General features: G+C 60.4%; 23 protein-coding genes and 3 pseudogenes. 7 read left to right on the top strand and 19 right to left on the bottom strand.

Annotated features, from left to right (window positions below):
* Positions 1–4 precede the first annotated feature (4 nt).
* The 3 genes from C7411_RS23625 to C7411_RS23615 all read right to left on the bottom strand — a co-directional run bounded on the left by C7411_RS23625 (position 5) and on the right by C7411_RS23615 (position 3,598).
* A complete protein-coding gene (locus C7411_RS23625) occupies positions 5–256 on the bottom strand; it encodes a hypothetical protein (protein ID WP_110386470.1) in 252 nt (83 codons plus the stop codon).
* Positions 257–373: 117 nt separating this feature from the next.
* Entirely contained in the window at positions 374–2,641 is a 2,268-nt protein-coding gene (locus tag C7411_RS23620; RefSeq protein WP_110386469.1) for a ParB/RepB/Spo0J family partition protein, read from the bottom strand.
* A 123-nt stretch (positions 2,642–2,764) separates the two neighbouring features.
* Positions 2,765–3,598 carry a DUF932 domain-containing protein gene (locus C7411_RS23615; RefSeq protein ID WP_110386468.1) on the bottom strand — a complete coding sequence of 278 codons (834 nt, stop codon included), beginning with the start codon at positions 3,596–3,598 and terminating at the stop codon, positions 2,765–2,767.
* 738 nt (positions 3,599–4,336) lie between these two features.
* Here C7411_RS23615 and C7411_RS23610 point away from each other — a divergent pair.
* On the top strand, positions 4,337–4,579 hold the full coding sequence (locus C7411_RS23610; RefSeq protein ID WP_243413308.1) for a hypothetical protein: 243 nt from the start codon (positions 4,337–4,339) through the stop codon (positions 4,577–4,579).
* An 806-nt stretch (positions 4,580–5,385) separates the two neighbouring features.
* Here C7411_RS23610 and C7411_RS23605 read toward each other — a convergent pair.
* Entirely contained in the window at positions 5,386–5,907 is a 522-nt protein-coding gene (locus C7411_RS23605) for a hypothetical protein (RefSeq protein WP_110386466.1), read from the bottom strand.
* A 3-nt stretch (positions 5,908–5,910) separates the two neighbouring features.
* Complete coding sequence (locus C7411_RS23600) at positions 5,911–6,258, bottom strand: hypothetical protein (RefSeq protein WP_110386465.1); 348 nt, start codon at positions 6,256–6,258, stop codon at positions 5,911–5,913.
* A gap of 426 nt (positions 6,259–6,684) precedes the next feature.
* On the opposite strand from C7411_RS23600, the gene C7411_RS23595 reads away from it, so the two are divergent.
* On the top strand, positions 6,685–7,185 hold the full coding sequence (locus C7411_RS23595; RefSeq protein WP_110386464.1) for a hypothetical protein: 501 nt from the start codon (positions 6,685–6,687) through the stop codon (positions 7,183–7,185).
* 547 nt (positions 7,186–7,732) lie between these two features.
* On the opposite strand, the gene C7411_RS23590 is transcribed toward C7411_RS23595, so the two are convergent.
* The 10 genes from C7411_RS23590 to C7411_RS23545 form a co-directional block, all read right to left on the bottom strand.
* Positions 7,733–8,227 carry a hypothetical protein gene (locus tag C7411_RS23590; RefSeq protein ID WP_110386463.1) on the bottom strand — a complete coding sequence of 165 codons (495 nt, stop codon included), beginning with the start codon at positions 8,225–8,227 and terminating at the stop codon, positions 7,733–7,735.
* 272 nt (positions 8,228–8,499) lie between these two features.
* Positions 8,500–9,624 (bottom strand): porin, encoded by a 1,125-nt coding sequence (locus C7411_RS23585; protein WP_110386462.1) that lies wholly within the window; start codon positions 9,622–9,624, stop codon positions 8,500–8,502.
* A gap of 170 nt (positions 9,625–9,794) precedes the next feature.
* Positions 9,795–10,211 carry a hypothetical protein gene (locus C7411_RS23580; RefSeq protein ID WP_110386461.1) on the bottom strand — a complete coding sequence of 139 codons (417 nt, stop codon included), beginning with the start codon at positions 10,209–10,211 and terminating at the stop codon, positions 9,795–9,797.
* 115 nt (positions 10,212–10,326) lie between these two features.
* Positions 10,327–10,710, bottom strand: coding sequence for a BON domain-containing protein (locus C7411_RS23575; RefSeq protein WP_110386460.1), 384 nt, complete (start codon positions 10,708–10,710; stop codon positions 10,327–10,329).
* 33 nt (positions 10,711–10,743) lie between these two features.
* On the bottom strand, positions 10,744–11,688 hold the full coding sequence (locus C7411_RS23570; RefSeq protein WP_110386459.1) for an NAD(P)H-dependent flavin oxidoreductase: 945 nt from the start codon (positions 11,686–11,688) through the stop codon (positions 10,744–10,746).
* Between the two features lie 35 nt (positions 11,689–11,723).
* Positions 11,724–13,316 (bottom strand): class I adenylate-forming enzyme family protein, encoded by a 1,593-nt coding sequence (locus tag C7411_RS23565; protein ID WP_165822877.1) that lies wholly within the window; start codon positions 13,314–13,316, stop codon positions 11,724–11,726.
* A 74-nt stretch (positions 13,317–13,390) separates the two neighbouring features.
* Complete coding sequence (locus C7411_RS23560; RefSeq protein WP_110386458.1) at positions 13,391–14,167, bottom strand: SDR family NAD(P)-dependent oxidoreductase; 777 nt, start codon at positions 14,165–14,167, stop codon at positions 13,391–13,393.
* A 37-nt stretch (positions 14,168–14,204) separates the two neighbouring features.
* On the bottom strand, positions 14,205–15,362 hold the full coding sequence (locus C7411_RS23555; protein ID WP_110386457.1) for an acyl-CoA dehydrogenase family protein: 1,158 nt from the start codon (positions 15,360–15,362) through the stop codon (positions 14,205–14,207).
* Between the two features lie 10 nt (positions 15,363–15,372).
* Positions 15,373–16,614 (bottom strand): thiolase family protein, encoded by a 1,242-nt coding sequence (locus C7411_RS23550; RefSeq protein ID WP_110386456.1) that lies wholly within the window; start codon positions 16,612–16,614, stop codon positions 15,373–15,375.
* A 63-nt stretch (positions 16,615–16,677) separates the two neighbouring features.
* A complete protein-coding gene (locus C7411_RS23545) occupies positions 16,678–17,463 on the bottom strand; it encodes an enoyl-CoA hydratase/isomerase family protein (protein WP_110386455.1) in 786 nt (261 codons plus the stop codon).
* A 289-nt stretch (positions 17,464–17,752) separates the two neighbouring features.
* Between C7411_RS23545 and C7411_RS23540 the strand changes: the two genes are divergently transcribed.
* The 4 genes and pseudogenes from C7411_RS23540 to C7411_RS23525 form a co-directional block, all read left to right on the top strand.
* Positions 17,753–18,805: an AraC family transcriptional regulator gene (locus C7411_RS23540; RefSeq protein ID WP_110386454.1), complete on the top strand. Its 1,053-nt coding sequence runs from the start codon at positions 17,753–17,755 to the stop codon at positions 18,803–18,805.
* A gap of 658 nt (positions 18,806–19,463) precedes the next feature.
* Positions 19,464–19,777, top strand: a pseudogene (locus C7411_RS23535) (thiolase family protein); the annotation flags it as partial.
* Between the two features lie 118 nt (positions 19,778–19,895).
* Positions 19,896–20,315 carry a MaoC/PaaZ C-terminal domain-containing protein gene (locus C7411_RS23530; protein WP_110386453.1) on the top strand — a complete coding sequence of 140 codons (420 nt, stop codon included), beginning with the start codon at positions 19,896–19,898 and terminating at the stop codon, positions 20,313–20,315.
* A 23-nt stretch (positions 20,316–20,338) separates the two neighbouring features.
* Positions 20,339–20,794: pseudogene (locus C7411_RS23525) on the top strand (SDR family NAD(P)-dependent oxidoreductase); the annotation flags it as partial.
* A gap of 37 nt (positions 20,795–20,831) precedes the next feature.
* Here the strand turns inward: C7411_RS23525 and C7411_RS38360 are convergent.
* The 4 genes and pseudogenes from C7411_RS38360 to C7411_RS23505 form a co-directional block, all read right to left on the bottom strand.
* Positions 20,832–20,957 (bottom strand): annotated as a pseudogene (locus C7411_RS38360) (GlxA family transcriptional regulator); the annotation flags it as partial.
* 53 nt (positions 20,958–21,010) lie between these two features.
* Complete coding sequence (locus C7411_RS23515) at positions 21,011–22,042, bottom strand: threonine aldolase family protein (protein WP_110386452.1); 1,032 nt, start codon at positions 22,040–22,042, stop codon at positions 21,011–21,013.
* Between the two features lie 18 nt (positions 22,043–22,060).
* Positions 22,061–23,368: a dicarboxylate/amino acid:cation symporter gene (locus C7411_RS23510; protein ID WP_110386451.1), complete on the bottom strand. Its 1,308-nt coding sequence runs from the start codon at positions 23,366–23,368 to the stop codon at positions 22,061–22,063.
* A gap of 24 nt (positions 23,369–23,392) precedes the next feature.
* Positions 23,393–24,646 carry an aminotransferase class V-fold PLP-dependent enzyme gene (locus C7411_RS23505; protein ID WP_110386450.1) on the bottom strand — a complete coding sequence of 418 codons (1,254 nt, stop codon included), beginning with the start codon at positions 24,644–24,646 and terminating at the stop codon, positions 23,393–23,395.
* A gap of 143 nt (positions 24,647–24,789) precedes the next feature.
* On the opposite strand from C7411_RS23505, the gene C7411_RS23500 reads away from it, so the two are divergent.
* Positions 24,790–25,647, top strand: coding sequence for a LysR substrate-binding domain-containing protein (locus C7411_RS23500; RefSeq protein ID WP_165822876.1), 858 nt, complete (start codon positions 24,790–24,792; stop codon positions 25,645–25,647).
* The last annotated feature ends 85 nt before the right edge of the window (positions 25,648–25,732 follow it).

Genomic DNA, 25,732 nt, shown 5'->3' with positions numbered 1-25,732 from the left:
CCGATCAATTCCCCGTGGCGGCGTCGCCGCCTTCGATGAACGTGGCGGCGCGGCGCAGCATTCGGGCGGCTGCATCGTACTGGTCGAAGGCTATCATTGGCGTTTCATAGCCTTCGTCACGGGCGCGCGGCAGTGCCATGTCGTAATGACGGCCGTGCTCGTACTGCGTGCCGGTTGCGTCGACGGTGGTGAGAAACAGGTCGGGTGAACCTTCAGCGTTGGTCGCGAGGACGACCATGCGGATACGTGTGAACATGACGGATTCTCCGGTTTTGGGCGGGGCGCAGACGGCGGGGCGTGATGCTGCGGCCCTGACGTCTGCGCTGCCCGCTGGCGGGCGGTGGTTGCCCGGTGACTGGCTCAATGCGCGGCGTCAGGCGGCGAGCGGCCCGGACTGCGCGGAGCTGCCGGTGCCTGCGCTGTCAGCGGTCGGGAAGGGCCACGGCGGATGGGCGGTCGCGGTGCCCGCATCGGACGGGGTTTCCCTGATGTGTTCCGCGCTGACGCCGGTGTCCGGTTCGGATTCGGCATCGTCGCCTTCCGGTGCTTCGGCGTTGCCTTCGGCGTCCGTGGCATCCGCGTTGTCGCTGTTTCCGCCATCGCTGCCGCCGTCCTCATCCTCATCGTCGTCGTCCTGGCCACCCCAGGCAGGGGCGGCGGGAATTTCCCGGTCGGTGAAGACTTCCGGCACCCACGCGACTTTGGCGAGGCGCAGTTCGGCGGCGGCTGCCGCGTCGGCCTTCTTCATCTTTTCGAGGTCCGCTGCGGCCTTCGGTGACACGGCGGTGGCGACGACTTCGGCGATGCGCGCCTTGCTGACGTGGTCGAAATACGTGGCGCGGGTCGGCGTCCAGTACCGTGTCATGTCGAGGTTCAACGCCCCCGCGAGCGCGTTGATCGCATGGGGTCGTTCTTCGCCCGTGATCCCGTCGAGCAGGGTGGCGGTGCAGAAGGCGAGCAGATCGAGCAGGGTCGTGCCGGGGTTCTGCTGGACAAGCCAGGGCAGCAGGTCGGCGCGCTTCGCGGGCAATTCCGCGATCCATCGCGTGCGTTGCGCCTCGACGGCGCTCCACGCGGGGCTGGCGCCCAGGTCGTCTGCGGCGCGCAGCAGGCTGTCCTGATTGCTCGAGCCGGTGAGCGCGAGGAAGGTAGGCGCGGACGCATGCCCGAAGTGTTCGGGGAGTGCCTTCGGCACCAGGTAGTGCAGCAGGGCAGCGAGCGCGACGGTGGGCTGCGCGAGCAGTTCCGCATGGATGGCAGCAGTGCGGTGCGCGGTGAGGCGCTGGCAGAGCTTCGCGTTGTGAACGGGGCGAGCCTTCGGTGCCTTGGCCGATACGGGATCGTGCGCGTGTGCCTCGGGCGTGCCGGTCACGTCTGCGCCCGCTGCTTCGAGCGCGCTGGCATCCTCGCGCCGCACGAGGCCACGCTCGATGACCAATTCACCCTGCGGCCCGAGGATGACGAATGCGCCCGCGCCAGCCATCTGCGTTTCGTCCCATACCAATGCGACGCTTTCGAGGGCGATGAGCGCGGCATTGACGCGCCCGATTTCCTCGTTCAGGCGGTCGGCTTCCTCGTACGCGCTCTCGTCATCCTCCGAAAGCGCTTCGAGTTTTTCGGCCAGTTCGTCCTGCTGTACGGTGAGGGCATCCATCTGCTGCTGCTCGTCACTGGTGAACGGACGCTGGACTGGGCGCAGCCTGCCGTAGCGGTTCAGTTCCAGATAATCGCGCTCGACACGTGTCTCGATCCAGCCCCATCCTTCGGCGCGTGTTTCTTCTGCAGCGGCATCGAGCTTCTGCGCGACGAGCTTCTGCAGCAGTTCGGCGTCTGCGATGTAACCGGCGTTTTCATCGTCGCTGAAGAGGTCACGCCTTACATACCCGCCCGCTACTTCATAGGCGGCGAGGCCCACGAAGCGCACGAGTCGGCTGCGGCTCGCGTCGATTTCAGCACGCGTAATGGCCTGCCGCAGATAGTTCGGCTGGCGCTGCCATTCGTTTGCATCGAACCAGATGTGTTCCTGCGTTTCGTGGTCATCCGCGAGGGCGAGGGCGACAAGCTGGTCGAGCGTGATGGCGTCCTCACGCAGCAGGGCGAGCAGCTTTGGCGACACGTTGGCGAGTTTCATCCGCCTTTTGACCGTGAGCGGTGAGGCCGAGAAAAGCGCAGCGATGTAATCGACGCTGCGCCCTTCCTCGGCCAGCATCCGGTAGGCGCGCAGCACGTCGAACGGATCGAGTCCTTCGCGTTCGCTGTTCTCGATCAGCGAAATGGCGAGGGCTTCTCCTGCGCTGACGAGGCGTACCGGTACGGGATAGTCGGCAGCGATGTGCTTCTGTTCGAACAAGAGGTCGAGCGCGGCCTCGCGCCGCTGGCCCGCACAAACGCCGTATTTTCGCTGCTTGCCGCGCCCGCTTTTCATTTCGTGAACGACGAGATTCTGCAACAGGCCCTTGGCGCGGATGTTCGCGGCGAGGCCCTCAATGCCCGAGAGCGGTCTGGTGCGGGCGTTCAGCGGCGACGGGTGCAGGCTCGAATACGGCACGGCGACGACTGGCTGTTCGTTGCCGAAAGTGGTTTCAAGCGGTGTTGCTGATTCGGCGGTGTCAACGACAGGGGTTTCGACCAGGGCTTGCATGACTGACTCCAGAAAGTTGGAAATAAAATTCCGGGTCGGTGTTGCAGAAGCGGTCAGGACTTGACCCGGAAAGGAGTCCTGATCAATAAAAGGTGGGCGGCGCGGTGTGCCACCCGGTGCTCGCTATGCCTTCATCTGCCGCATGGCGTCAGCCAGCATCCACAGCGCGCGGTTGAGCTTCACGTTCTGGTCGATGCCCGTGATGGGGCGCGTGGACATGGAGCGTCCGCTGCGCGAGCGTCCATGCAGCCCGCCCTTGGTGAGGTTTTCCTGCGTTCTCTGGAATACGGTCCAGAGGTCGTCGCGGCGGTCCTCGAAGCGGCGCGGGGCGAGCAACTGGCTTTCGGTGACGGGGGCGGGTGCTTCGGTGTCGCACGGGTCGTAGCGCAGCGCGAGGGCGGAGCGCGCGAACGCGTACTGTTCGTCGCGATCAAGCGTGACGGCTTTCATGCTGTCCTTCTGTTCGCGGATCAGGTCGAAGCCGTCGAGGATATCGAACGCGCCGTTGATGACGTTCCGCACGATGTTGCCCCTGTGCGGGACGCGGACCTCGCCCACGGTTTCGCCCGCAACCATGCCGTTCTGGCAGACGAAGCGATAGACGCCACCGAGTAACTGGAACCCGCTGGACCCATCGTGCGAATTGAGGAGGATGACTTCGTTGACGTCCTCGCCGGTAATTTCGCCTGCAGGGCGCATACGGATCAGATGCTTTGTGAATTCGCGCTTGTCCTGATCGTGCACGCGGGTCTGGCACACCATGAACGGCTGGAAGCCTTCGTTACGCAGCTCGCGCAACACGTCGATGGTGGGGATGTAGGTGTAGCGTTCGGAGCGGCTTTCGTGCTTGCCGTTTGCGAAAATCGAGGGAGCAACACGGCGGATCTGGTCGTCCGACAGCGGCGAGTCGGAGCGGAGCATCGGGGAACCGTAACGGAAGGAGGAAGCGAGTTGCATGACACTCTCCACAGCAAGAAGGTTGAGGGGTGTTGCGCTGACCGGGCCCCAGGATTCCGCCCGCCTCGTAGGGGCTGGGCTCGTCCCGGTGGAACCCGGGGTTGGCAGTACTGCCGCCAGTCCCCTGAGTTCGCGCCCGTGCGACTCAAGGAGCCGATGGCTACCCGGCGTCAAGGAAAAAGGCGAGGGAGGGGTGCGGGCAACACGGTCCCTCGCCCCTTGACGCCGGGTAGCCATCGGCTACGGTCGCGGGTGTCGGGCGGGAACCCGGGAGCAGGCGGCTGCGAAGCGCCGGGTTTGACCGGGATGAGCCGGCGCGCGGCGAGTGCGATCGTGGTGGCCGCGTGTGCGGCCACCACCTGTTCAGGCTTTTCAGGGATTTGGGGTTTGTGTCAGGGATTGAAGCCCGGCAGGGCCGGGACGCGGCCTGCGGCCCGGTGCGAAGCACGAAAGCCCGGCCTGGAACGTCAGTGGAGGGAGACACCCGACGGTGTCATGCAGCCCGGCCGGATGGTCAGGACTTGCGATCATGCGGACTGTCATGGTCGGCAGGAGGCGAGGTCTGCAGACCCCGATGTGCTGCATCAGTCAGGCGGTCAGCCTGATCATCGCGCAGGGCGTACGCAGCCTCGCCGCTGTACGCCTGCGATCTGGCGCTTGCTACAATGACGGCCTTGGTCAAGCAACGCCGCAGCAATGCCTGTACAGACTGAGACTGAATTTACTGACGACGTGGGCATGGCGGACAAACCCCGTCGCCTCACACTGGCTGGCGCGCTTGCGCAGCGGCAGCGAACGAGTGCGTTCGCAGGCTCACGCATCCCGGTGGACGGATTGACGCTCGAGGTCGTGGAGATCGGGCCTTATGCGGACCACGGCGGACGCCTTGTGACGTTCCGCGCCAGGGCGGTGGGGAAGGTCAGGCTGCCGGCGGGCGAGATCCTCACGACACCCTGGGGCGTTTGCCAGATCGTGAACTGATCTTTTACAGCGGCAGTCTCCGATCCGGTCATCGGGATACAGTACGGGTACCGGATGCGACGGTCAGACGCTGCTTTCGTGCCCGATGAACAGGTCCGCGTTTCACCCCGGGGATGCGCGACGTGCTCCACGATGTGCTGTGCCCGCGGCTTGAGGTATTCGACGATGGCTGGCGGGTACTGTCTACCTTTGGCGACGTCCTGGAAAGGATGGGGTGCTTTCCCCCGAGCCGGAATAACGCCATTGCGCTTGCGGCATTCTGCACGCTGCCTGAAGCCGGTGGCTTTGTCGACCGGCCGCCAGTGCAACAGCGCCTGCGGACGCCGGACGACCGCTGGCGCGAGCGCAGCGGAACAGCGGGCCCCGAGCGCCAGGTTGCCTCGCGATTCCCGCGACCTGGGTGCAGGCGCTTCGGCCGGGAGTGGACCGGGGGGCGCCGTACTCGCGCGAAGGCTCATGCCGCGCGTCAAACAAGATGAGGTCTCTCATCCATGTCGCGCCACACCCGACAGACTGAAGGAGACTGTGGCCAACCGGGATCGTGGCCTTGGCGTGTTCCGGGTTCGTCAGTAGGGCGGTACTTTCCGCTCGGGCGGACGGTCGGTGCGGCTTAAGCTTATTTGGCCAGCGGCGTTCGATCTCCGTTGGCGGTCAGACGATGGACAGGCTGACCCAGCTTTAGGCGGGATTGTTGATGCCTGGCTTTGGTGCCGCCACGGGCGACCATCGTGCGGTTGCCCGGCCGCGAATGTCAGTGAGATTGCAGGACGTAGCTGGACTGACGACCCATGCGCGGGGGCTTACTCTTATTCCGGAGGAAAACGGATCTGTGAGAATTGCCGTCCCGCCAGGATCGCGCGCCGTTCAATCTCGGCTGCCGAGTCAATCAAAGCTTGCCCCTCCATAAATGCCAGGAATGCGCGGGTGGAGACCTTGCGGCAGTTTTCCGGTAACAGGAAACTGGCGCGAGCGATCTTGTGGTCCTCAAACAGAAAGACGCCAGTCTGATCTGGGTGAAGGCCGAAGCCACTCATCGCTTCCTGTATGGCGAGTTCGCCGAGATTGGCTTTCCGGACAGGGGAGACGGTTCCTTCCTGCAGGTATCGGCGATAAATGGACGTTTCCAGAACCGGGATGCCGCTGTCGCGCGCCCACGCGGAGATCCGTCCGCTTGTCGGGGTCTCGTTGCGTGTAACCTCGTACAGCACCATGTCAACCAGGGCGACTGACCAGCCCGGTTTCAGCAACAGGTCGAGTGCATCGGCATAGGCGAGCGTAATCAGGGGGGCTGCGTCGGGAAGCAGGGTGACGGAGATGTTGCTCGCCATGGACTAACTGCGCAAGGCGTTGAGGTCGTCAACCATGCGGCGCGTACTTGCTTCCGGCAGCCGGGGCATCGGCAGATGGGCCTGAGCCATCAGCAGGAACAGGTCTTCGTCACTGTCGATGCCGAGCGCCTGCATGGCCTGGCGATCGTCGATCCGGCCAAGCGAAAAATCGAGCAGGGTGCGGAAATTCTGATTGCCACCCGCTTCGGCAGCCTCGAACGTCTCGACGAGATAACGAAGCTCGGCGTTGAACAGGGCGTTGACGGACGTGTCTGATTTCGCGGCAAGAATCTTGGCGCGCTTGAGCAGGTCGCGATCAACTGAGCCCGTAAAGTTGACGGTTTCGGCCATGACGGGCCTCCATTGGATAACATCGCAAGTGTAACACATAATCAAGTGTAACACATAATTATGTGTTAAAAAGCTAATGCCAGGTATTTATACTGTTACTAACGCTACTGGTGGGGATAGATCACCCATCCAGACGAGCGCTGCGAAGAAAATTCGCTCCTGCGGCGGAACGCCAAGGGCGGTGTAGGAAAGTTGGCCGCACACCTGTTACCCATGTCGCCGGTCCATACAGTTCAGGCAAGTCATCGCCCAGTGTGCAGTCAAGTGAATTAGATGCGAGGGAAAGGAGGCTTTCATACATCCGGGAGACTCATCACGCGCAGGTTGAGCGTTTGAATCGGTAACGCGGGGTTCTCGGACCGTCTATGCTGAGAATGAGTGCGAAAAGGTCTGTCGCGTTTCTATGACCAACACGGGGAGTTTGCGATGGCATTCGAAGTTTCTGTCGTCACGCGCACGTTTGAAGATAGCAATCCGTACGTCAATAGTTATGTGCTGGTCACGCTCGACGGCAGTCCCGTCTCGACACTGCTGCAAAGCGACTTTTCTGTTTTTGTCCCGGCTACCAGGGAGTTCACCGCGGACAAGTGGGGGCAACCGTTTGGCTTTGATGACGGTGTAGGGGGGTGGCTGGAGGAGATGAGCAACACGCCCGGCATGGCGGGTGTATATTCGCTGCGGTGGCAAACCTTCGCTACCAACGCTAACGGGGACATCGCATGGATGACGGGCTTTTACATGGGCATCCTCGAGGTCACACATACGGTGCACGACGTCATCGGCATAGCCCCTGGCAGTCCGAGTTCGCAAGGCATGCCCGGCAAGCGCCTTAAGACTGAACCTCACGTCTACAGGGCGAAAACCATTTTCAGCTTCAACATTCTGCCCGCTGTGGCAGAAGCGCGAAACGTGGCAGTGGGCCAGTAATCCGCGAAGGACCTTTTTCGACCCAACTCTGCCGTTCGGCCTATCTCATCCTAAATGACCGCTCCGCGTGTACAACGGCCGCATGCGTGGGCGCTGGCGCAGACGCGCCAATCGAGCTAAAAGCCCATCGCTAGCGCGCCCAAGTCGGGCGTATTCGGTTTGGGACCGATTGCCCACACGATCCATCCCAGGGCGCGCCTCTTCGAGTTTTCGGTGTTCGCGAGCGCGGCATTGGGAAAGCGCATGGCAATTTGGAGCCTGGCTTGCGCTTCCATCCTGGATCACATTTTCAATGAGCTTCGGATCGAAGCTTCTCCTGACAGCGTCCGCAGCAGAGGAAGAATTGCATTTGCGAACCCACGGTATGCAGGGCCCCCAGTTTGTTCTACCGCGATGTACCCGGCACCCGTGCTCGTGATCCGCTTTGGCTGCTCACTCCGCCTTGCAGTTGCGAGAATACACCGTCACAATGGCAACACCCGAAACGCCATCGACAACAAAGTCGGAAACGACCGGCCGTTAGCCCATTAAGCCGCTCCGTGTAATTTCACGTACGGCTGCGGCACGAAAGAAGCCATAAAAACTGAAACGTGGATCCCAGCACAAAAATGCCTAGCCACGCGGCGAGTGATCCGCGCACGATTAGGGATTCAGGGCCATTCGCGAGGGGATGACCGACCGGCAACCGTGTCAGCGTCTCGTTGATCCCAGGGACCAACAGCAGAAAGAAGCTAAATGTGAATGCGAACTGGGACAGGGACAATCGCGCACGCCCCAAAACTTTGATACGCGGAATGAATACTCCACCCAATGTTGCGAGCAGCGCCACGATGCCGAGTGCGTGCCCAATATTGAAGCCGTGGGTGCTGGACAAACCAAACGATGTGAACACCGATGCAACCATCCCTGCCAGGTAAATCTTGGCGGACCGGGTAGTGCCATCGATCATTTGATATCGAGCAAAGCTATAGAGACCTGCGGCGACCGTCAGCAAACTGACAACGGTGTGAACCGCGCCCAAAGAGGAAATGGGATGAGGCATAGGACGATAACTCCTTTTGAAAGTGTGGCTCTGGTGACCCTGAACCGGGATTAGTCCCGGTCGGAAGCGGAGATTTCCGGCCTGGTTGAGGTGTCAGGCGCGGCAGATTCCCTTGCCTGATGGACGGATTCGGCGGTCAAAGGAGTACCAGGCGACGTTCTCGTCGTCAGCCAACACACTTCACAACGCGCCTGGCAATGAGGTAGTTCATACACGCCACCGTTTCGACGTTACGGCGAACCCATTCGTCGAACATGGCGATGAGAAAGCCCCTAGAAAAAGTGACGGATACCCAGCATGACCGCTGTCGTACCCATGCCCGGCGCCACGGGCTGGCCATAGGTAATTGGCTGGGTCATCGTTCCCCGGTTGTTCACGTGTCCCACCTGGCCGTAGACGAGCGTGCCTTTCGACAGGCTGTACTCCGCGCCGGCTGCAACTTCGGTCGACTTGTTGGCCGAGTTGTTGCGGTCCTTCAGGTAGTACACGCCACTGGTAATCTTGAAGGCAGGTGAGAACTGGTAGCCGAAGCCGGCCGAATACAGATCGAGGTTGACCCGGTCAGATTGCGCCGGATTCCTGCCGTTCGAATACGATGCGGAAACCGAGAATGCGTGGTACGTGTAAAGCGCTCCCACGTAGAAAAGGCGGTTATTGGCAAGTCCGGTGGGCACCGTCGTCGGGCCGGGATTCGTATCGTGGCCAATGTAGTAGCCAGCCGCAAAACGAAGGCCATAGTTCGAGTATTTCAGTACGGCGGACTCCCGCGTGTTCCCCTGGAAGCTGCCCGGTACACCTCCGGGTGCATACTCGAGTGCCGCAGAGAGGCCAGCGAACTTTGGCGATTCGTAGACAATCGCATTGCTGTCGTACAACGCGCCGATTGGCCCGTTGGTGCTGGTGCCCTGCCAGCCCGCAGCCTGGTTCATGCCGAGCCAAGCAGTCAGAATGCTGCCGAAATACTGTGCCCCCCGTACGTCGGTCTCGGCCATTGCATAGGTAATCGGCACGATCTGGCGACCGAAGTTCACTGTGCCGAACGGTCCCGATACACCTACGGTCGCGATCTGGTTGAACAGTGCGACCACTCCCGGCGTATCGCCCAGGTTGAACTTGCCGGTGCCGCTGTCGAACTCACCTTGCAGTCTGAAATTGACGTGATATCCGCCGCCGATGTCCTCTGATCCCTTGAGTCCCCAGTAGCTCGCATAGATGCCGCCATCCTTGTAGCGAAAGACCTTGCCGAGGTTCGTCGCCGTCGGACTCAACGTGGCCGCCGAAGTGCTTTGATACAACATCCCGGCATCGATGACACCGTACAGCGTCACTGACGATTGAGCGTGTACCGCACTACCTGTTGCCGCTAAAGCGGCCGCCGCTATCCATTTCAATTTCATCGCGTCTCCGATTTTTTGCTTTAAAGCGGCCTTGCGACCGCCGTACGTACTGAACACTTTGGATGCTTTGCCTCAACGCAAACTGCGCTCGTCGAAGGTTTTCCAGTTGCGTTTTTTTATTCGGTGTACTACAGAATGCAAGGTTTATTACAGAAAACAAGGTTACCCGTCTACTGTCCGTGCAAATAGAAATACCCGATAACCCAGGCGACGGCACCAATCGATATCGCCGTTCCGGCCAAAGTGATCCGGCGAGTCGGCTGAATGCGCGTCATGTCGTGGTCCACGCAAATGCGCGACGCAACCAGAACAACACGGAACCTGTTGGTAACTGCAGCGACGAGACCCAAAGCCGCCTTGACGAGGACAAGTGTTGGAACTGGCCACATGCGCATCAGCAGCAGCATCCCCGTGACCACAGTGATCGCGATCAGCGGCACCTCCGCCAGGAGACCGATCCATCCATGCAAGGCCGCGACGATGGGGTGCGACTCGGGTGCTCGCGCTTGCGTCTCGACAGCTGTTTCCGCTGCCAGAACAACAAGCCATGCGGCAACGGCAACACCATGCAGTACCTGCAAATTCATGTTCCATCCTTCAAGGTGTGCATGCGTACGCGTTGGCCAAAGCACTATTCCTACGCGGTGGGCGCCGCTGGTCATTTGCGAATGCTCGCGCTAACTTCTCCCGATGCGCGAGCTTTTACGCACCGCCAAACGGCTTTTGCACGGTCAGCTTGTTGGTCACGGAGGTCACCCCCGGCACACCCTTCGCAATCTCCGCAACCTCATTGACCTGCGAAGCGTTCATGACTGTGCCGCTCAGCGTCACCGCGCCGCTCCTTGCGACGATGCTGATATTGCCGGCGCTGATCTCCTTGTGCTTGCCGATGGCGGCATACACCTGCCGGCGCAGCGCGCGGTCGGCTTTCCTTGCGTTGATGGGAGGCGTTGCGCTTTCCGCAATCGATGCAGCCGGCATACCGGCAGGTACACTGGCTGTCTGACCCGGCTGCGACCATGCGTTGCTGGACGCGGCCAGAATCAATGTGGCAACTGCCAACGCGCGTGCCTGAATACTTTTCATCGAATACTCCGGTTGTTATGAAGGTGGACGGCATCAGAAAAAGCGCGCGATGAACCTGGATACGGCCTCATCGAACTCCGATTTCATGCGAGGAATCAGATCGGCCATTGGCAGAACATCCTTGATGGCTCCGACGCCCTGGCCCGCCGACCATACTTGCTTCCATGGCTCTGCGCTGTGTGCGCCTAGTTCTTTTTCGACACTGACAGCCGCGCCGCCTCGAAGATTGCTGGGATCGAGACCGCAGGAGATCAGGGAAGCGTTCAGGAAATTCGCATGAATACCGGAGATGGCCGGTGTGTAAGTGATATCGGCAGCATGGCTGTCAATGATCATTTGCTTGTATTCTGTGGGCGCAAGGCTCTCTTTGGCATTGATGAACCGGGTTCCGATGTAGGCGAAGTCGGCTTGCATCATGGTAGCCGCGGCGACGTCCCCTCCCGTCGAGAGGCAACCGGAAAGAATGATGGTGCCTTTGAAAAAATTCCGCACTTCGTTCAGCAATGCGAATGGATTCTTGTCGCCAGCATGACCACCCGCGCCGGCGGTCACCAGGATCAGACCGTCAACCCCGGCGGCAGCCGCTTTCTTTGCGTGAACCAGGTTGATGACATCGTGAAAGACCAGCCCGCCATAGCCGTGGATCCTGTCGACGACGTCGTGCGCCGTGCCAAGTGAGGTGATGACCAGAGGCACCTGGTGTCGAATCGTGACCTCAAGGTCGGCGGCCAACCTGGGGTTTGTCTTGTGAACGATGAGATTGACGGCATAGGGGGCGTCGTTTGGCCCTAGCCCCGCTTTGATCGTATCCAGCCAGCCGGAATAGCCTTCAGTGGTGCGCTGATTCAATGCCGGCAGCGATCCGATCACGCCGGACTTGCAGGCGGCCAGCACGAGTTCCGGTCCTGAGACCAGGAACATCGGCGCGACGATCACCGGCAATTTGAGGTTCTTGTTGAGGGCGGATGGTATGGCCATGAGTTAAATCCTGCTTACATGTCACATGGAACTGTCTAGCTGACCTTGCGCTGCATGTTTTGCCAGTACTTTTCCTTGATCGCGCGCCGCAGTACTTTGCCGACCACCGAGGTCGGCAATTGGTCGACGAACACCAACGACTTCGGCGCCTTGTAGCTGCCGAGCTTTTCCTTGGCGTGTGCGATAAGTTCGGCGGCCTCGACCGAGGCGCCGGGACGCAGCAGCACTTCCGCATGCACGGCCTCGCCCCACTCAGGATGGGGAACGCCGACCACAGCGGACATCATGACGGCTGGGTGCGAAGCCAGTGCCGATTCGACTTCGATCGCATAAACGTTGAAGCCGCCGCTGATGATCATGTCTTTCAAACGGTCGACGATGTACAGGTAGCCGTCCTCGTCGATATAGCCGAGGTCGCCCGACTTCCAGGCCCCGTCGGCAAACTCGGCGACCGTCGTTTCCGGATTGTTGTAATACCCCTTGATGACGGCTCTGCTGCGGATGTTGATTTCGCCGGGTTGGCCGGTTGGCAGCGGGTTGCCCTGCTCATCGGTCACATAAACTTCGACGCCCGGCGTCGGCCGGCCGGCCGATGATAGACGTTCGACACCGCCCTCCGTCTTTGGGCCGGTCTCGTGTTCGGCCTTGTCGAGCGTCGACACGAACATGGGGACTTCGGTGGCGGCGTAGACTTGCGCGAAGATGGGACCGAAGCACGCGATCAGTTCTTCGAGCTTGGCGGGACTCATCGGTGCGGCGCCGTAGATTAGGGTGTTCAGCGAAGAGAGATCGCGTGGGTTGGAGTGCTGCAATTCGAGCAGACGGTACAGCACGGTCGGTACCAGGAACGAATGCGTCACGCGCTGCTGTTCGGCCGTTTGCCGCCATTGCTCGAGATCAAGCTGATTGAGCGTCAGGTTGGCGCCGCCTGCATAGAAAGTCGGTACGAAACCGACCATCGTGCCATGCGAGAGCGGCGCCACATGCAACATGCGTGTGCGGTCGTTGAAGCCGAAATCCGGGTTGCTGAAGCCGCCGTCGCGGCAAGCCATCAGATTGTCGATCGAGTACATCGCGCATTTACCCTGGCCAGTCGTGCCGCCGGTGAAACGCAACATGAAGATGTGCTCGTCGTCGTCCAGCTCGACGTTGGCGTCGAGTTCGGAGGCGGTGTCGACCAGGCTCCAGAACGCGTGCACGCCAGGGCGCGTGGCCTGATCCGGCGTGGGATCGTCCATGACGACGATCTCGCAGCCGGCCCCGCGCAACGTGGCGTAGTAGCCATCGAGCAGGCGCGTTTCAATGAATACGACCTTCGGCTTGACCAGTTCGATCTGACGCGCATGCTCTTGCGGCGCGTCGCGCAGGTTGGTCATGACCACCGTGCCTTCCTGCTTGAGGACAGTCGGCAGCATCATCAGGCTCAGGTTGTCGTTGTCCAGGATGAGCAGGAACTTGTCGCCTTTGCCAACCCCGAGCGCGTTGCGCAGCGCATCGGCGATGCGGTTGGTCAGCAGGTGGTATTCGTGGTATGTGTAACCGCGGCCGCGCTCCACATTGACGATCGCTTGCCGGTCGCGAAAGCGCAGCGTCATCAGGCGCATGATGCGGCAAAAGTTCATCTTCATGGATGTGTCTCCTTTGTTCTTTCGCCCTCCCGCTTCTTGAGAGGAAGGGCGGTCCTGTCGCCGGTGCAGCGCGTTTAGCGCGCGCGCAGGCGTGACGCTGCGTCGAGGCGGATCGTGTGCGCGTTGAGGTAGCCGTTTTCGATGATGAACGCGCAGCAGTGCGCGAACTCGCGCATGTCGCCGAGGCGCCGAGGGGCTTCGATTTGTGCCGTCAACGAGGCGACAATCTTTTCGTCGAGCGTCCGCACCATCGGCGTCATGAACAGGCCGGGCGCAATGGCGTTGACACGGATGCCTACGTCACCGAGTTCGCGCGCCGCCGGCATGTTCATACCGAGCAGCGCCGCCTTGGAGGCGGCATAGGCGACTTGACCGATCTGCGCCTCGTAGGCGGCACCCGACGAGATGTTGATGATCACACCGCGCTCCTCGCCAGCTTCCGCTTCGTTCTTGACCATCTGCTCGGCGCACTTCGACATGACGTTGAACACGCCATTGACGTTGACCGCCGTCACCTGGGCGAACTTCGCGAGCGGCGTGGCCTTGCCTTCCTTGCCGAGCACCTTGCACGGTGTGGGCAGCGCCGCACAATTGATGCAGACGTGTACCGTGCCGAACCGGGCAGTCACAGCCGCTAGCGCGTTCTGAACCGATTCCTCGCTGGCGACGTCGGTTTGCACGAACATCGCGTGTTCGGCGCCGACGTCTTCGACCGCCTTGGCACCGGCCTCGGCGTTCAGATCGAAGAGGGCGACGCGCGCGCCTTTTTCCTGAGCAAGATAACACGCCGTGGCTAGCCCGAGGCCCGAAGCGCCGCCGGTAATGACAATGACTTTTCCTTCAATACGCATGATGTGTCCTTGTAGATTAATTCTTCGCCTCGGCGCCTTAGAACGCCGGCACGCCAGTCAAGGCCCGGCCAATAATGAGTTGCTGGATCTGGCTCGTGCCTTCCGGAATCGGCGCGATGATTGCCTCGCGCGCGAGCTTCTCAACCAGAAATTCGGTCGTGACGCCGTTGCCCCCGTGGATCTGCACGGCCTCGCGGGCGATTTTCACCGCTGCTTCGCAGGCGAAATACTTGGCCATCGCCGCTTCCATCTCGGCAGGCACGCCGGCTTCGATCATCGACGCCGCGCGGTAGGTCAACAGACGCGCTGCGTCCACGTTGGTCGCCATTTCGGCCAACATTGCCGCGATCAACTGGTGGCCCGCGATGACCTTGCCGTGCTGGCGGCGTTCCTTTGCATAACGAATCGCTTCTTCGAGGGCGCGGCGGGCGATGCCCAATCCCTGGGCGGCGACGAATACGCGCGACCTTTCGAACAGCGAGAGCGTATTGCGCAGTCCCTCGCCTTCGTTGCCGATCATGTTTGAGGCTGGCACGCGCACATCAGTCAGGAAGATCTGTGCGGTGGACTGACTGTTGAAACCGATCTTATGAATGCCGCGGACTTCGTACGGATGTTCCTTGCGGTCGAGCAGAAAATGGGTCAGCCCCTTGCGCGGATCGTCGCTGGTTCGGCAGGTGCAGATCAGGAAGTCCGAGTATTCGCCATTGCTGATCCAGGTCTTTTCGCCGTTGATGACGAAATGATCACCATCGCGACGCGCGCGCGTTCTGATCTCCAGCACATTGGACCCGACGTCCGGTTCGGATATACCCATCGAGACGAAACTGTCTCCACTCAACAGGCCGGGCAGGTAGCGTTCACGCAAATGCGGGGGGGCAACCTTCTCGAGGAGCACTACGCCAAACGAGTTGATCAGCACCGGCACCGACAGGTCGGCCGAGGTGGTAGCCACTTCCTCGAACAGCATCAGTGAAGTCAGCCAATCCAGGCCCATGCCGCCGTTGGCTTCGCTCGCGATGCCCGATACCAGGCCGAATTCCGTCAGCCGGCGCATGATTTCGGCCATCTTGTCGCGCGGTACGAACTTGTCGCGGTATTGTTTGCTGAAGATCGGATCGATCTCGGCATCGAGGAAGCGTTTCAGTCCATCGACGGCGGCCTGCTGCTCTTCAGTGCGGAATACGTGTCCCATTGTGGAGTCCTTATTGTTTCGCCAGGATGTTGATGCCGACCACAGCTTCTTCGATGCCGTACAGGCCGCCGCCGTTTTCCTGAATTGCGATGCGTGCGTCTTGAACCTGACGCTGTCCCGCTTCGCCGCGCAACTGCGTCACCAGTTCGTGAATCTGGCCGAGACCGGTAGCGCCGATCGGATGACCTTTCGACTCGAGACCGCCGGACGGGTTGATCGGGATGCGTCCGCCGACCGTAAAGTCGCCGCGTGCGGCCGCGGGACCGCCTTCGCCGAATGGCACCAGCATCAGCGATTCGGCGTTGAGGATCTCCCCGATCGCCGAGGCATCGTGCACTTCGGCAACGTCAACGTCCTCGGGCGCGACGCCGGCTTGTTCGTAGGCTTTCTTCGCCGCGAGGTGCGCGATGATCTTTTGCGGCTCGTCGACACTGCGCGTCGCACCGGTCTGAATGACGCTGGCCAGCACGCGCACTGCGCGGCCAGCCTCGCCCTGCAGGCGCTTCAGGCCGGCGGCGGTGCACAGCAAGGCGGCGGCGGCGCCGTCGCTGATCGGCGAGCACATGGTCGTGGTCAGCGGGTAGGTGATCGGCGGCGAAGCCAGCACCTGCTCGATCGTCATTGGCTGCTGGAATTGCGCCAGTGGGTTATGCACCGAGTGCTGGTGGTTCTTGGCCGCGACTGCAGCGATCTGATGCTGCGTAGTGCCATAGCGTTTCATATGGCTGCGAGCGATGGCCGCATAGACATCCATGAACACGCTGTAGGGACGGTCGGACATGGTGCCGGGTGGGGGCTCCACGCCTTCGCCTAATGCCAGCAGCGTCCTCTTGTTTTCCTCGACAGTCGAGACGTCCCAGCCGCCGTCGAACGCAGCAAACATCTTGGCCTTGTCGGCGATGTTCATCTTTTCCGCGCCGACGGCTAGCGCCACGTCGCAGGTCCCGGCCCGCAGCGCCTGCACCGCCAGGTTGAATGCCGACGATCCGGAGGCACATGCATTTTCGACGGTGAACACTGGAATGCCTGTAATGCCGATGCGGCGCATGGCGATCGGCCCGGGAATCGCGGTCTGCCCCTGGAACTGACCATTGGTCAGCGTCGCATAGAATGCCGAGCCGATGTCGGCGGCCTCTGCGCCGGCATCTTTCAAGGCCAGGGTGACGGCCTCGCCGACCATGTCGTATACGGTGCGCTCAAGCAAGCGTCCGAACGGCGTCATACCGACGCCGGCAACATAGATATCGTTCATGTAATTCCCGAAAGAGGGATGAGAAATCCAGATGAAGTAGTGAGTCGGCTCAGCGGAGTCGGCTCAGCGGCCCTGGAATTGCGGTGCGCGCTTTTCGGCGAATGCCTGCAAGCCCTCCTGCAGGTCAAAGCTGCGCAGATGGCGACGCAACATGACTTGCTCATGCAGCAAGGCGTCGTCCCGGCTCTTGTCGGCGGAGACGCGCGCGACTTCCTTCATGCGCCGCAACACGACAGGGCTCTTTGCGGCAATCTGGCCGGCCAGCTTCATCGCTGCATCGGCCAATTCGCCGTCGGGATGCACTTCGGAGACGAAGCCGTAAGCCTTCATCTCAGCCGCCGAAAGCGTCTTGCCGGTGAACAGTAGATACATGGCGATGTTCTGAGGAATGAGGCGCGGCAACACCGCTGCGCCGCCGGCGCCGGGATAGACGCCAAAATTGGCATGGGCGTCCCCGATGGCAGCGCTTTCAGCAGCAATGACGATGTCGGCGCACATGGCCATCTCCAGGCCGCCGGCCATGGTTACACCGTTGAGTGCGGCAATCACCGGTTTGGGGAAATTGCGCAGTCGCGCAAGCGTTGCGTCAGCACGGTCGAGGAAATCTGCTTCGCCGGGCTCTGCCTTCTGACTGGCCAGCACCTCCTTCAAGTCCGCGCCGGCGCAAAATGCAGGGCCAGCGCCGGTCAAGACCAGGACGCGGATGTCGTCGTCGGCGGCGATCCGTGCCAACCGGCGATCCAGTTCGGCCAGCAGCGCCATATTCATCGCGTTCATCGCCTTAGGGCGATTCAGCGTCAAACGCGCAACCGCACCCGTTGGCTCAAACAGCAAGGTTTCTTCGGTCATAACGTCTCCGTGTCATGCAGGAATGTTGTTGTGGCGGAGAGGCCCAGACCTGTCCGCAGTAGGAGGTCATCTTAGGCAGGGGACAATGACCGCGCGGCTCTTTGGAACGAAAAGTGCATTCCGCAGAGCGATCGCCGTTGATCATTCGTGCGACGCGCCAGTGAGCAATGACTGTGGAAGGCGGATTGTCGTCCCGGGACGGACGAAGGGCGGCCGCCCAAGCGCGCCTTGACCCGTTCAGCGACGGTGTAGAATCGGCAGCACCACCGTTTGACTACATCGCCGCGCCTTGAAATCCGACCGCCAACCGTCCCTCGCCGCCACGCAGGAAGCGACGACCATAGGGGGGTACTGCACGGCAATCGCCAAGACTCTGCAAGCCAGCGGGATCGACAGCGAGCGCATTTTTCGCTCCGTCGGCGTGCAACCCCATATGGTGAACGGCCCGATGGTCCGGCTGCCTGTTGCCACCCTGACTAGGCTATACCGTGCCTGCGTGGAGGCCACTAACAATCCTTATTTCGGCCTCTCGGTCGCCCGGCACATCCATATTTCCAATTTGCATGCGCTCGGCTACGCGCTCGCCGCGAGCAGCACGCTGCTCGACTTCTGTCGCCGGCTGGAGCGGCACTTCCGGCTGGTGTCGCAATCGGCGACCGTTCTTGTCATTGAAGAAGGCGACAACATCGCGTTGCGCGCCACCGATTTCAAGATCGAAGTCTGCGGCGAAACTGAAGACGCATTCGTGGGTTTCCTGGTGCAGACGATGCGTATGTTGTACAAGCCGGGGTTCAACCCGCTGTCCGTAGAATTCCGTCGTCCAATGCCGCGTGAAGGCGACGAGCCTTACCGCGCCTTGCTGCGAGCACCGGTCAGTTTTTCGAATCAGGCCACGACGCTGACTTTCGACAAGCATGAGTTGATGCAGCCGCTCGGCGGAGCGTGCCCGGAATTGGCGCAAGTCAACGACAATATCGCGAATCAATATCTTGCCCGACTGGACAAGAGCGACGTGGTGACCGGCGTCACGCAGAAAATCATCGAATTGCTGCCCTCTGGCGACTGCAGCAGGGAGAAGGTGGCCGAAGCGTTATGCGTGAGCCCGGCGACTTTGCAGGTGCGCTTGGCGCAGCGCGGCACCAATTTCCTGCAGATCATGGACGACACGCGCCGGGAACTGGCTTGCAATTACATCCAGCAGCGGACAGGCTCCGTAACCGAAATTGCTTTCCTGCTCGGATTCACCAGCACCAGTAATTTTGCCCGCGCATTCAAGCGATGGACTGGCCTATCACCAACGCAATTCCGTGATGATCGACCCGAGCAGGAGGTTTTGTCGTAGTAACAAAGATCAGTCGATGCCGCCACGCTTACTTGCTCTTGCGCGAGACTGCACGCTCCAGGGCGAGTCGGACCTCTGGATTCGCGATTGAAATGCCGTGAGCATCCAGTTCTGCCTCAACGACCTTCCGTGTGAAGCACTGCCTGGACGAAGGTAGTCACATCATAGTTTTCCGTCTCGGGGCCGAATTCCACGCAGAGTTTCCGCACCGCATTCTCCAATTTGATTTTCTGATGTGTCGTGACGACTTTTTGCACGCGTCCGTAAACCAATAACGCAGGAACGAGTATTGTTCGCCGAGCGTCCAGGTAACTACGGCTAACGCGAGGAGGTGATCGAATTAGCCACGTCAATGTGTCGTCCGGTACAGACCGGTTACTTATCCCGCCGCGAAGGTCCGTTGTTTGAGTGGAGCGGCCGCTTGAATGTCCATCGGAGCATGACGGCGAACGTCGCTTGCTGGCCGCCTACAGCCAGATGTGCGGCCTCTCTACTATGATCCGATGTGTCCGCGGAAATAGCATTCTCGTTAGACAATCCGAAGGTGTCGAATTCACCCAATCGTCTGTGTGCGTTGGAGGATGAGGTCCGTGATGTACTCGGGCAACAACGCACAGGGGATATTGCCGCGCACGTCCTGCACGAGCTGTGATGGTACCTCCCCTTCGGCAAGCCGGGAAAGCACGCCCCTTATCCCGAGATGGCTGCGCAGGCTACACGGTAGCGCTCGCTGATGCCGGCCTAGACTATGCTGATGTGCAGCAAGCCTACGTGGGCTATGTCTATGGCGATTCCACAGCAGCTCAGTGTGCACTATATGAAGTGGGCATGACCAGCATCCCTATCATCAACGTCAATAACAACTGCTCGACTGGCTCTACCGCGCTGTTCCTCGCGCGTCAGGCTGTTCGGAGTGGTGTCGTCGATTGTGCTCTGGCGCTAGGTTTCGAGCACATGGCTCCAGGAGCGCTTGCAAAGAAGGGCGGTGCACTGGAATTCATTGAAATCGAGTCGCAGGCAACGAATCAGCACGGCGACCCGGTTGCACGGATTCGCTCGGTGACCGTGGTACGCAACTGAAGGACGGAATATGGACACGCTTGATTTTGACTCGGTCCAGGTCGGAGATGCGCTGCCCGAACTCACACTGCCGCCGGTGGATCGTCGCATGCTGGCGCTGTTCGCTGGCGCCTCGGGCGATCATCATCCGATCCATATCGACCTCGATTTCGCGCGCCGTGCCGGCATGTCGGATGTGTTCGCGCACGGGATGCTGGGTATGACTTGGATCGGCCGGCTGCTGACGAACTGGGTGCCGCAGTCGCATTTGCGCCGGTTCGACGTGCGTTTTCAGGGCATCACTCACCTGGGTCATGTGATTCGATGCGGCGGCCGTGTGGTCGAAAAACTCGAGGTAAATGGTGAACGCTGCGCACGCGTCGAAGTGCACAGTACCAGTCAATACGGACAAACAAAAATCGCAGGTGAAGCGCTGGTCGCGCTGTCCTGAAACGGTTTCAAGGAGACACATACATGACTCGCAAACTCGAAGGCAAAATTGCTCCCGTCACCGGATCGGGCCGCGGCATTGGTCGTTCGATCGCGCTCAAGCTCGCCAGCGAAGGCGCGCGCATCGTCATCAACGATCTGGACGGCGAGCCGGCGCAGGGGGGCGCCGCGGAAATTCGCGCGCTGGGAGGAGAGGCTGGGATTTGCGTCGGCAGCGTGACTGCGCCGGATTTCGCCGAGCGCTTCGTGGGCACGGCAGTCGAAAAGTACAAGGGCCTTGACATCATCATCAACAACGCCGGTTACACCTGGGATAACGTGATCCAGAAGATGACCGACGAACAGTGGTATGCCATGATCGATTGCCATCTGACTGCGCCGTTCCGCATCCTGCGCGCCGCGCAACCAGTGATCCGTGGCCTGTCCAGAGCCGAGGTGGAGCTTGGCCGGCGTAACGTACGCAAGATTGTAAATATCGCCTGTGGCTATGCACCGCATTTCAAAACACAGCGATGAGCTACCGGGAAGGCGCAGTACGGATGAAAACCAGCGCATTAGCGATCAGTTCGATCGGCTCGAATCCCATCAGCAATCGGATCCGCGCTGCTTCGACGCGCAGTCGCTCGACGGCGCGAGCTGGCGTCACGATCCATGCTACGGAGCGTCTGGATTCAGAGAGTTACCCTTCAACGCTGTCTATCTCAAGATACGACAAATCGTTGCTGCTGCTTCATCAACGTTCGCTGTGGACACGTCAAGATGCGTGACTGCGCGCAGCAAAGTCGCGCTTTCAACACCTATACCGATGCCCTCCAGCGCAAGTTCATGTGCAAGCTGCGCCGCGTTCATGCGCCGGCTGTTGATCTCGAAGAAAACGAGGTTTGTTTCCGGATTACCCACGAGAACGCATTCGTGAGAACTCAGCGCATCGGCAAACCGGCGGGCCTTCTGATGGTCGGTCTGCAAGCCGCTGACATTATTTTCAAGCGCATAGAGTCCTGCGGCAGCCACGATCCCTGCCTGCCGCATCGCTCCACCGAGGCGAAACTTCCATCGCCGCGCAGCCTCGATGAATTCGTCGCTACCGGCCAACACGGCCCCCATTGGACAACCCAGTCCCTTGGACAGATCGAGCCACACGCTATCGCAGCAGTCTCCATAGTCTTTTGCGTCGACTCCGCTGCCGACGACCGCATTCATCAGGCGCGCCCCGTCAATATGCATGGCGAGACCTCGTTCACGGGAAAACCGTGCGAGGTCCCGAAGCACGTCGATCGGCCAGATCGCCCCGCCGCCCCGGTTCACAGTCTGCTCGACGTGAATGAGTCGCGTCGTCGGAGCGTTCACCTTCTGCGGCCGTACGGCAATGGCGACCTGCTCGGCGGAGAAAATCCCGCGCTCTGCCGGGACCGGCCTGATTTGTGCACCGGCAAGTGCCGTTGCTCCAGCCGATTCGGACGAGATGAGATGCGAATTGTCAGCCGCGATGATCTCGTCCCCCGGACGGCAATGAACCAGGACCGCGATTAGATTGCACATCGTTCCGGAGGGCAGAAAGAGAGCCTTTTGCTTGCCCAGGAGAGTGGATACGCGCGCCACCAGCTCGTTCACGCTGGGGTCTTCATCGAGTTGCTCATCCCCCACCGATGCCTGCGCCATCGCCGCTCGCATTGCCGCCGACGGAATCGTTTTTGTGTCGCTTCGAAGGTCGATCCGGAAGTGATGCACGAGCAGTCTCTGAACAGGTCAAGCGGTGCGGTCGTCAGTCTGCGCAAGCGAGGTCGGAGCGCGTGTCGGCTCTTCCGACCTGGATTTCGTGAGTCGATTCACGAGCAGGACTGCCACAGTATTTCCAAACACGTTGATTGTCGTGCGCCCCATATCGAGGAAGATGTCAATTGCAGCCAAGATCGCGACAGATTCGACCGGCAGACCGAGTGCGACAAGCACTGTTGTCGCCGCAAGCAATCCTCCACCGGAGACGTTGGCCATTCCCTTGGTCGCTATCAGGCCAGTCACGATGATCGTGAGAATCGCGGGCAATGTCAGAGTGATATGGTGGGCCTCGACCACGAACGCGACTGCGAGAGAAATGTATAGCGATGTCCCGTCCTGGTTGAACGAATAACCAAGCGGAAGCACCGTAGACACGATTCTGTTCGGCACGCGCATCTTTACCTCAAGGATATCCATGAGGATGGGGAGCGTGGCTTCAGACGAACGGGTCGTGAAGGCAAGAAGCAGAGCGCCGGAGATATTTCGGGTAACTGAAAACGGATTGTGTCCGCAGGCGAACATCACCACCCACATCAGCACGACCGCGAGCGCGAGCCCTATGTAAAGGGTCATCACGAGCTTTGCGAGTGCAATGATCGTCGCCGCTCCCTGACTGGCGAACAGCCACGCCATGGCTGCGAGCACGGCGAGAGGCGCCAAGGAAATAATCCATTGGACGATCTTCATCATCGCCAGCTGGACTCCGTGCAGCATGTGCGCCACGCTCTCGCCGCCCACCTGCCCGATCTTGGACAGCGCCGCACCGAACAGAATGCCGAATATCAAAACCTGCAGCACCTTTTGCTGCGCCATCGCGGCAACAATGTTCGTCGGTATCAGTTCGATCAGAAACTGCGCCAGGTTGATCTTGAGCCCGGCCTGGGCGGGAATCGCGCCGGCAACCGAAAGATCCGCGCCGACGCCGGGATGGAAGACGGCGTTCAGCACCAGGCCGAGGGAGATGCATACCCCGGTCGCGAGAAAGAACCATATAAAGACCGCACCGATTATTCGCCCCAACACGGATATGTTGCGGCCCATGTTGTAGACGCCGAGGGAGATGGATGCGAAAACGAGCGGGATGACGATCATGCGCAGCGCGCTGATGAAGGCATCCCGGAGCGGCACCAGGCTCTTTCCGATATCCGGGAAAAAGTGGCCAATCAGGCATCCCAGCACGAGGCCGATCAGCATCTGAGCCGGCAGCGTGCGGGCGAGAAATGAACGGCGTGCTGGACCGCCAGGCACGCGGTCCGTCGAATGTGCATTGAAATTCATAAATTACTCTCTGATCGACGGAGGTCAGGTGCGGGTCAACGCGCGGGCATCGGAGCCGTGACGCTCGATCCACTGGGCGACGAATGCGACCGCCGTGTCGATATCGCTCTCGTTGTTGTAGATATGGAAAGAAAAGCGGAGGAGGTTCCGACGGATGCTCAGGCGCACTCTGTTCGCGCTGAGATGCTCATATAAGCTCAGCATGTCGTGGTCGCCGGTGCTATCGTGTTCGGAGCCAAGGTCCGAGCCTACGGTGACGATCTGACTGCTGTGTGAGCCGGGTCGTCCACCGAATACCGGTAGCCCAAGATCGAGAATTCGGTTGGCAAACTCTCGTGCCAAACCGAACACATAGCTTTCCACCTGCTCTTGCCCGAGTTCGAGGAGCATACGGATCGCGGGCGCAACGGTAACGATGCCCGGATAGTTATAGTTGCCTACGTCGAACCGTCTTGCTCCGGGCGCATAGGCGTCCGACGACGGATTGCCGAGGTGCGCCTCATGACCTTCCTGATCGACGCCGAATCGCGACAGGTAAGCCGGCTTGAGCGTTTCTGCGACTTCCTGCCGGACGAACATAAATCCCAGACCATACAGGGCCATCAATCCTTTCTGCGTGGACGCTACGATCGCGTCTGCCTTCCATTGCCGGGCATCGATGTTCGCAACGCCGATGGCCTGTGCCGCGTCGACCAGCAGCAATACCCCGCGACGCCGGCACTCGGCGCCGAGTTCCGCGACTGGAAACGTAAAGCCTGGCGCGAAGGACACAGCGGACACCGCGACCACTCGAGTCGTGGAGTCGATCGCGTCGATGATCTTTTCAAGCGACAGCGCGCCGCGATCAGACGCCACGGATCTGACGTCGATCCCGAACTTCCGGGAAATCCCGAACCAGGGGTATACGTTAGCCGGATGCTCGAGCGCTTCGCATATAACGACAGTATCTCCTCGTTTCCACTCGATACTCGTGCCGAATGCGGCGATCCCGTCCGTCACGTTGCGTGTAAAGCATATCTCGTCGGGCTCGCAGCGGATCAGGTCCGCGAAGAGGGCCCGCGTGCTCTCCACAGCTTCAAAGAGTGCACCTTTGTCGACCAGGCCGACGGACAAGGCGTCGAGATGTGCGTTCAACGCCGTCCGACCGTCTTCGAATAGCAACGACCGTCCAGACAGATCGAGGTAAGGGCCCTCTTCCGCGCCGGGAAACCGACTGCGGACGGCATGCCAGCAAGAGGGTTCGTTTTGTATCATCGTCTTCTCCAGAGCCAACTCCATAAATCCGCCCCATATGAGTGTGGGAACATGCGGGTATGGTCGTGGACTTTTTACTTCGTCAGTATCGAGAAAATAATTCGACAGCTATGAGCTCAGGGAATACCGAACTTCTCCGGACACTGCCCTCCATCAAGGCGCTCCTCGTGTTCAACACCGCAGCGAAGCACCTGAACTTGGTCCGCGCCGCCGAGGAACTGCACATGACTCAAGGCGCATTGAGCCGGCAAATAAAGGCACTCGAAGAGCATCTGGGCGTCGCGCTGTTCAAGCGTGGTCCTCGAGGCCTGTCGTTTACTCAAGAGGGAGACTTGCTATACGACTACTCCCGGCGGGCGTTCGACACGCTGGGGACAGCAGTACGACATCTGTCGATTGGCGCGAGCAGAGAGACGCTGGTCGTTTCGGTGGCAAGGAGTTTCGCCGACTGTGTGCTCTGCAGAAGAATCGCTGGTTTCGTCAGCGCGAATCCGTGGATCGACCTGAGGATCGATGTCCATCGCTACTTTGTCGACCTCGATTCTTCGGGGGTGGACATCTCCATCCGGCTTGGAGCAGGCCCTTGGGACGGATACCGTGCCCTCGCGATCAGTGACGACAGGGTGGGTGCGGTCTGCAGTCCAGGTTTGCTTAAACACTACGAACAGTTGTCAACGTCCGACGTCATCGCGGAAGGATTGCTGCTGCGAAACATCGAGCGGGACTACTGGGAACGTTGGCAGGAAAGCGGGAATCGCATGCCCGATCTCGAAGGAAGTCCAGCGATCCGTTTTAACGATTCCGCTCCGATGCTTGAAGCTGCAAAGGGAGGAGCGGGACTCTGCCTGACGCGACTGACGCTGGTTGCGGACTCGCTGGCTGCAGGGACGCTTACGCAGTTGTGGGGACAGGAAATTCGCGATGGGCAGAGGTATTACGCCGTCTGCTCGAACCGTACCAATGCTCGCCGCGCAGTGGAGTTATTCATGCAGTGGCTCGAGTCGGAATTCGCGATTTCCGCATAGCGTACCCAAAACCGAGCAAGTGGCGTGATCAGGAAAAATTCGGCTTCAGAAAGTAAGCAGACCCGGCTTAGATCGGGTCCGGTCT

Source organism: Paraburkholderia silvatlantica (genome assembly GCF_003096715.1).
GTDB lineage: Bacteria > Pseudomonadota > Gammaproteobacteria > Burkholderiales > Burkholderiaceae > Paraburkholderia > Paraburkholderia silvatlantica.
The sequence above is the reverse complement of the archived record's forward strand: the minus strand, read 5'-3'. Positions and strand labels throughout refer to the sequence as shown.

Coding starts and splice junctions, on each gene's coding strand:
- C7411_RS23605 (WP_110386466.1), bottom strand. CDS start 5,907: ATGGCGAGCAACATCTCCGTCACCCTGCTTCCCGACGCAGCCCCCCTG.
- C7411_RS23545 (WP_110386455.1), bottom strand. CDS start 17,463: ATGACCGAAGAAACCTTGCTGTTTGAGCCAACGGGTGCGGTTGCGCGT.
- C7411_RS23555 (WP_110386457.1), bottom strand. CDS start 15,362: ATGGGACACGTATTCCGCACTGAAGAGCAGCAGGCCGCCGTCGATGGA.
- C7411_RS23570 (WP_110386459.1), bottom strand. CDS start 11,688: ATGGCCATACCATCCGCCCTCAACAAGAACCTCAAATTGCCGGTGATC.
- C7411_RS23585 (WP_110386462.1), bottom strand. CDS start 9,624: ATGAAATTGAAATGGATAGCGGCGGCCGCTTTAGCGGCAACAGGTAGT.
- C7411_RS23530 (WP_110386453.1), top strand. CDS start 19,896: ATGGACACGCTTGATTTTGACTCGGTCCAGGTCGGAGATGCGCTGCCC.
- C7411_RS23600 (WP_110386465.1), bottom strand. CDS start 6,258: ATGGCCGAAACCGTCAACTTTACGGGCTCAGTTGATCGCGACCTGCTC.
- C7411_RS23625 (WP_110386470.1), bottom strand. CDS start 256: ATGTTCACACGTATCCGCATGGTCGTCCTCGCGACCAACGCTGAAGGT.
- C7411_RS23575 (WP_110386460.1), bottom strand. CDS start 10,710: ATGAAAAGTATTCAGGCACGCGCGTTGGCAGTTGCCACATTGATTCTG.
- C7411_RS23595 (WP_110386464.1), top strand. CDS start 6,685: ATGGCATTCGAAGTTTCTGTCGTCACGCGCACGTTTGAAGATAGCAAT.
- C7411_RS23590 (WP_110386463.1), bottom strand. CDS start 8,227: ATGCCTCATCCCATTTCCTCTTTGGGCGCGGTTCACACCGTTGTCAGT.
- C7411_RS23615 (WP_110386468.1), bottom strand. CDS start 3,598: ATGCAACTCGCTTCCTCCTTCCGTTACGGTTCCCCGATGCTCCGCTCC.
- C7411_RS23580 (WP_110386461.1), bottom strand. CDS start 10,211: ATGAATTTGCAGGTACTGCATGGTGTTGCCGTTGCCGCATGGCTTGTT.
- C7411_RS23610 (WP_243413308.1), top strand. CDS start 4,337: ATGGCGGACAAACCCCGTCGCCTCACACTGGCTGGCGCGCTTGCGCAG.
- C7411_RS23510 (WP_110386451.1), bottom strand. CDS start 23,368: ATGAATTTCAATGCACATTCGACGGACCGCGTGCCTGGCGGTCCAGCA.
- C7411_RS23505 (WP_110386450.1), bottom strand. CDS start 24,646: ATGGAGTTGGCTCTGGAGAAGACGATGATACAAAACGAACCCTCTTGC.
- C7411_RS23565 (WP_165822877.1), bottom strand. CDS start 13,316: ATGAAGATGAACTTTTGCCGCATCATGCGCCTGATGACGCTGCGCTTT.
- C7411_RS23550 (WP_110386456.1), bottom strand. CDS start 16,614: ATGAACGATATCTATGTTGCCGGCGTCGGTATGACGCCGTTCGGACGC.
- C7411_RS23620 (WP_110386469.1), bottom strand. CDS start 2,641: ATGCAAGCCCTGGTCGAAACCCCTGTCGTTGACACCGCCGAATCAGCA.
- C7411_RS23560 (WP_110386458.1), bottom strand. CDS start 14,167: ATGCGTATTGAAGGAAAAGTCATTGTCATTACCGGCGGCGCTTCGGGC.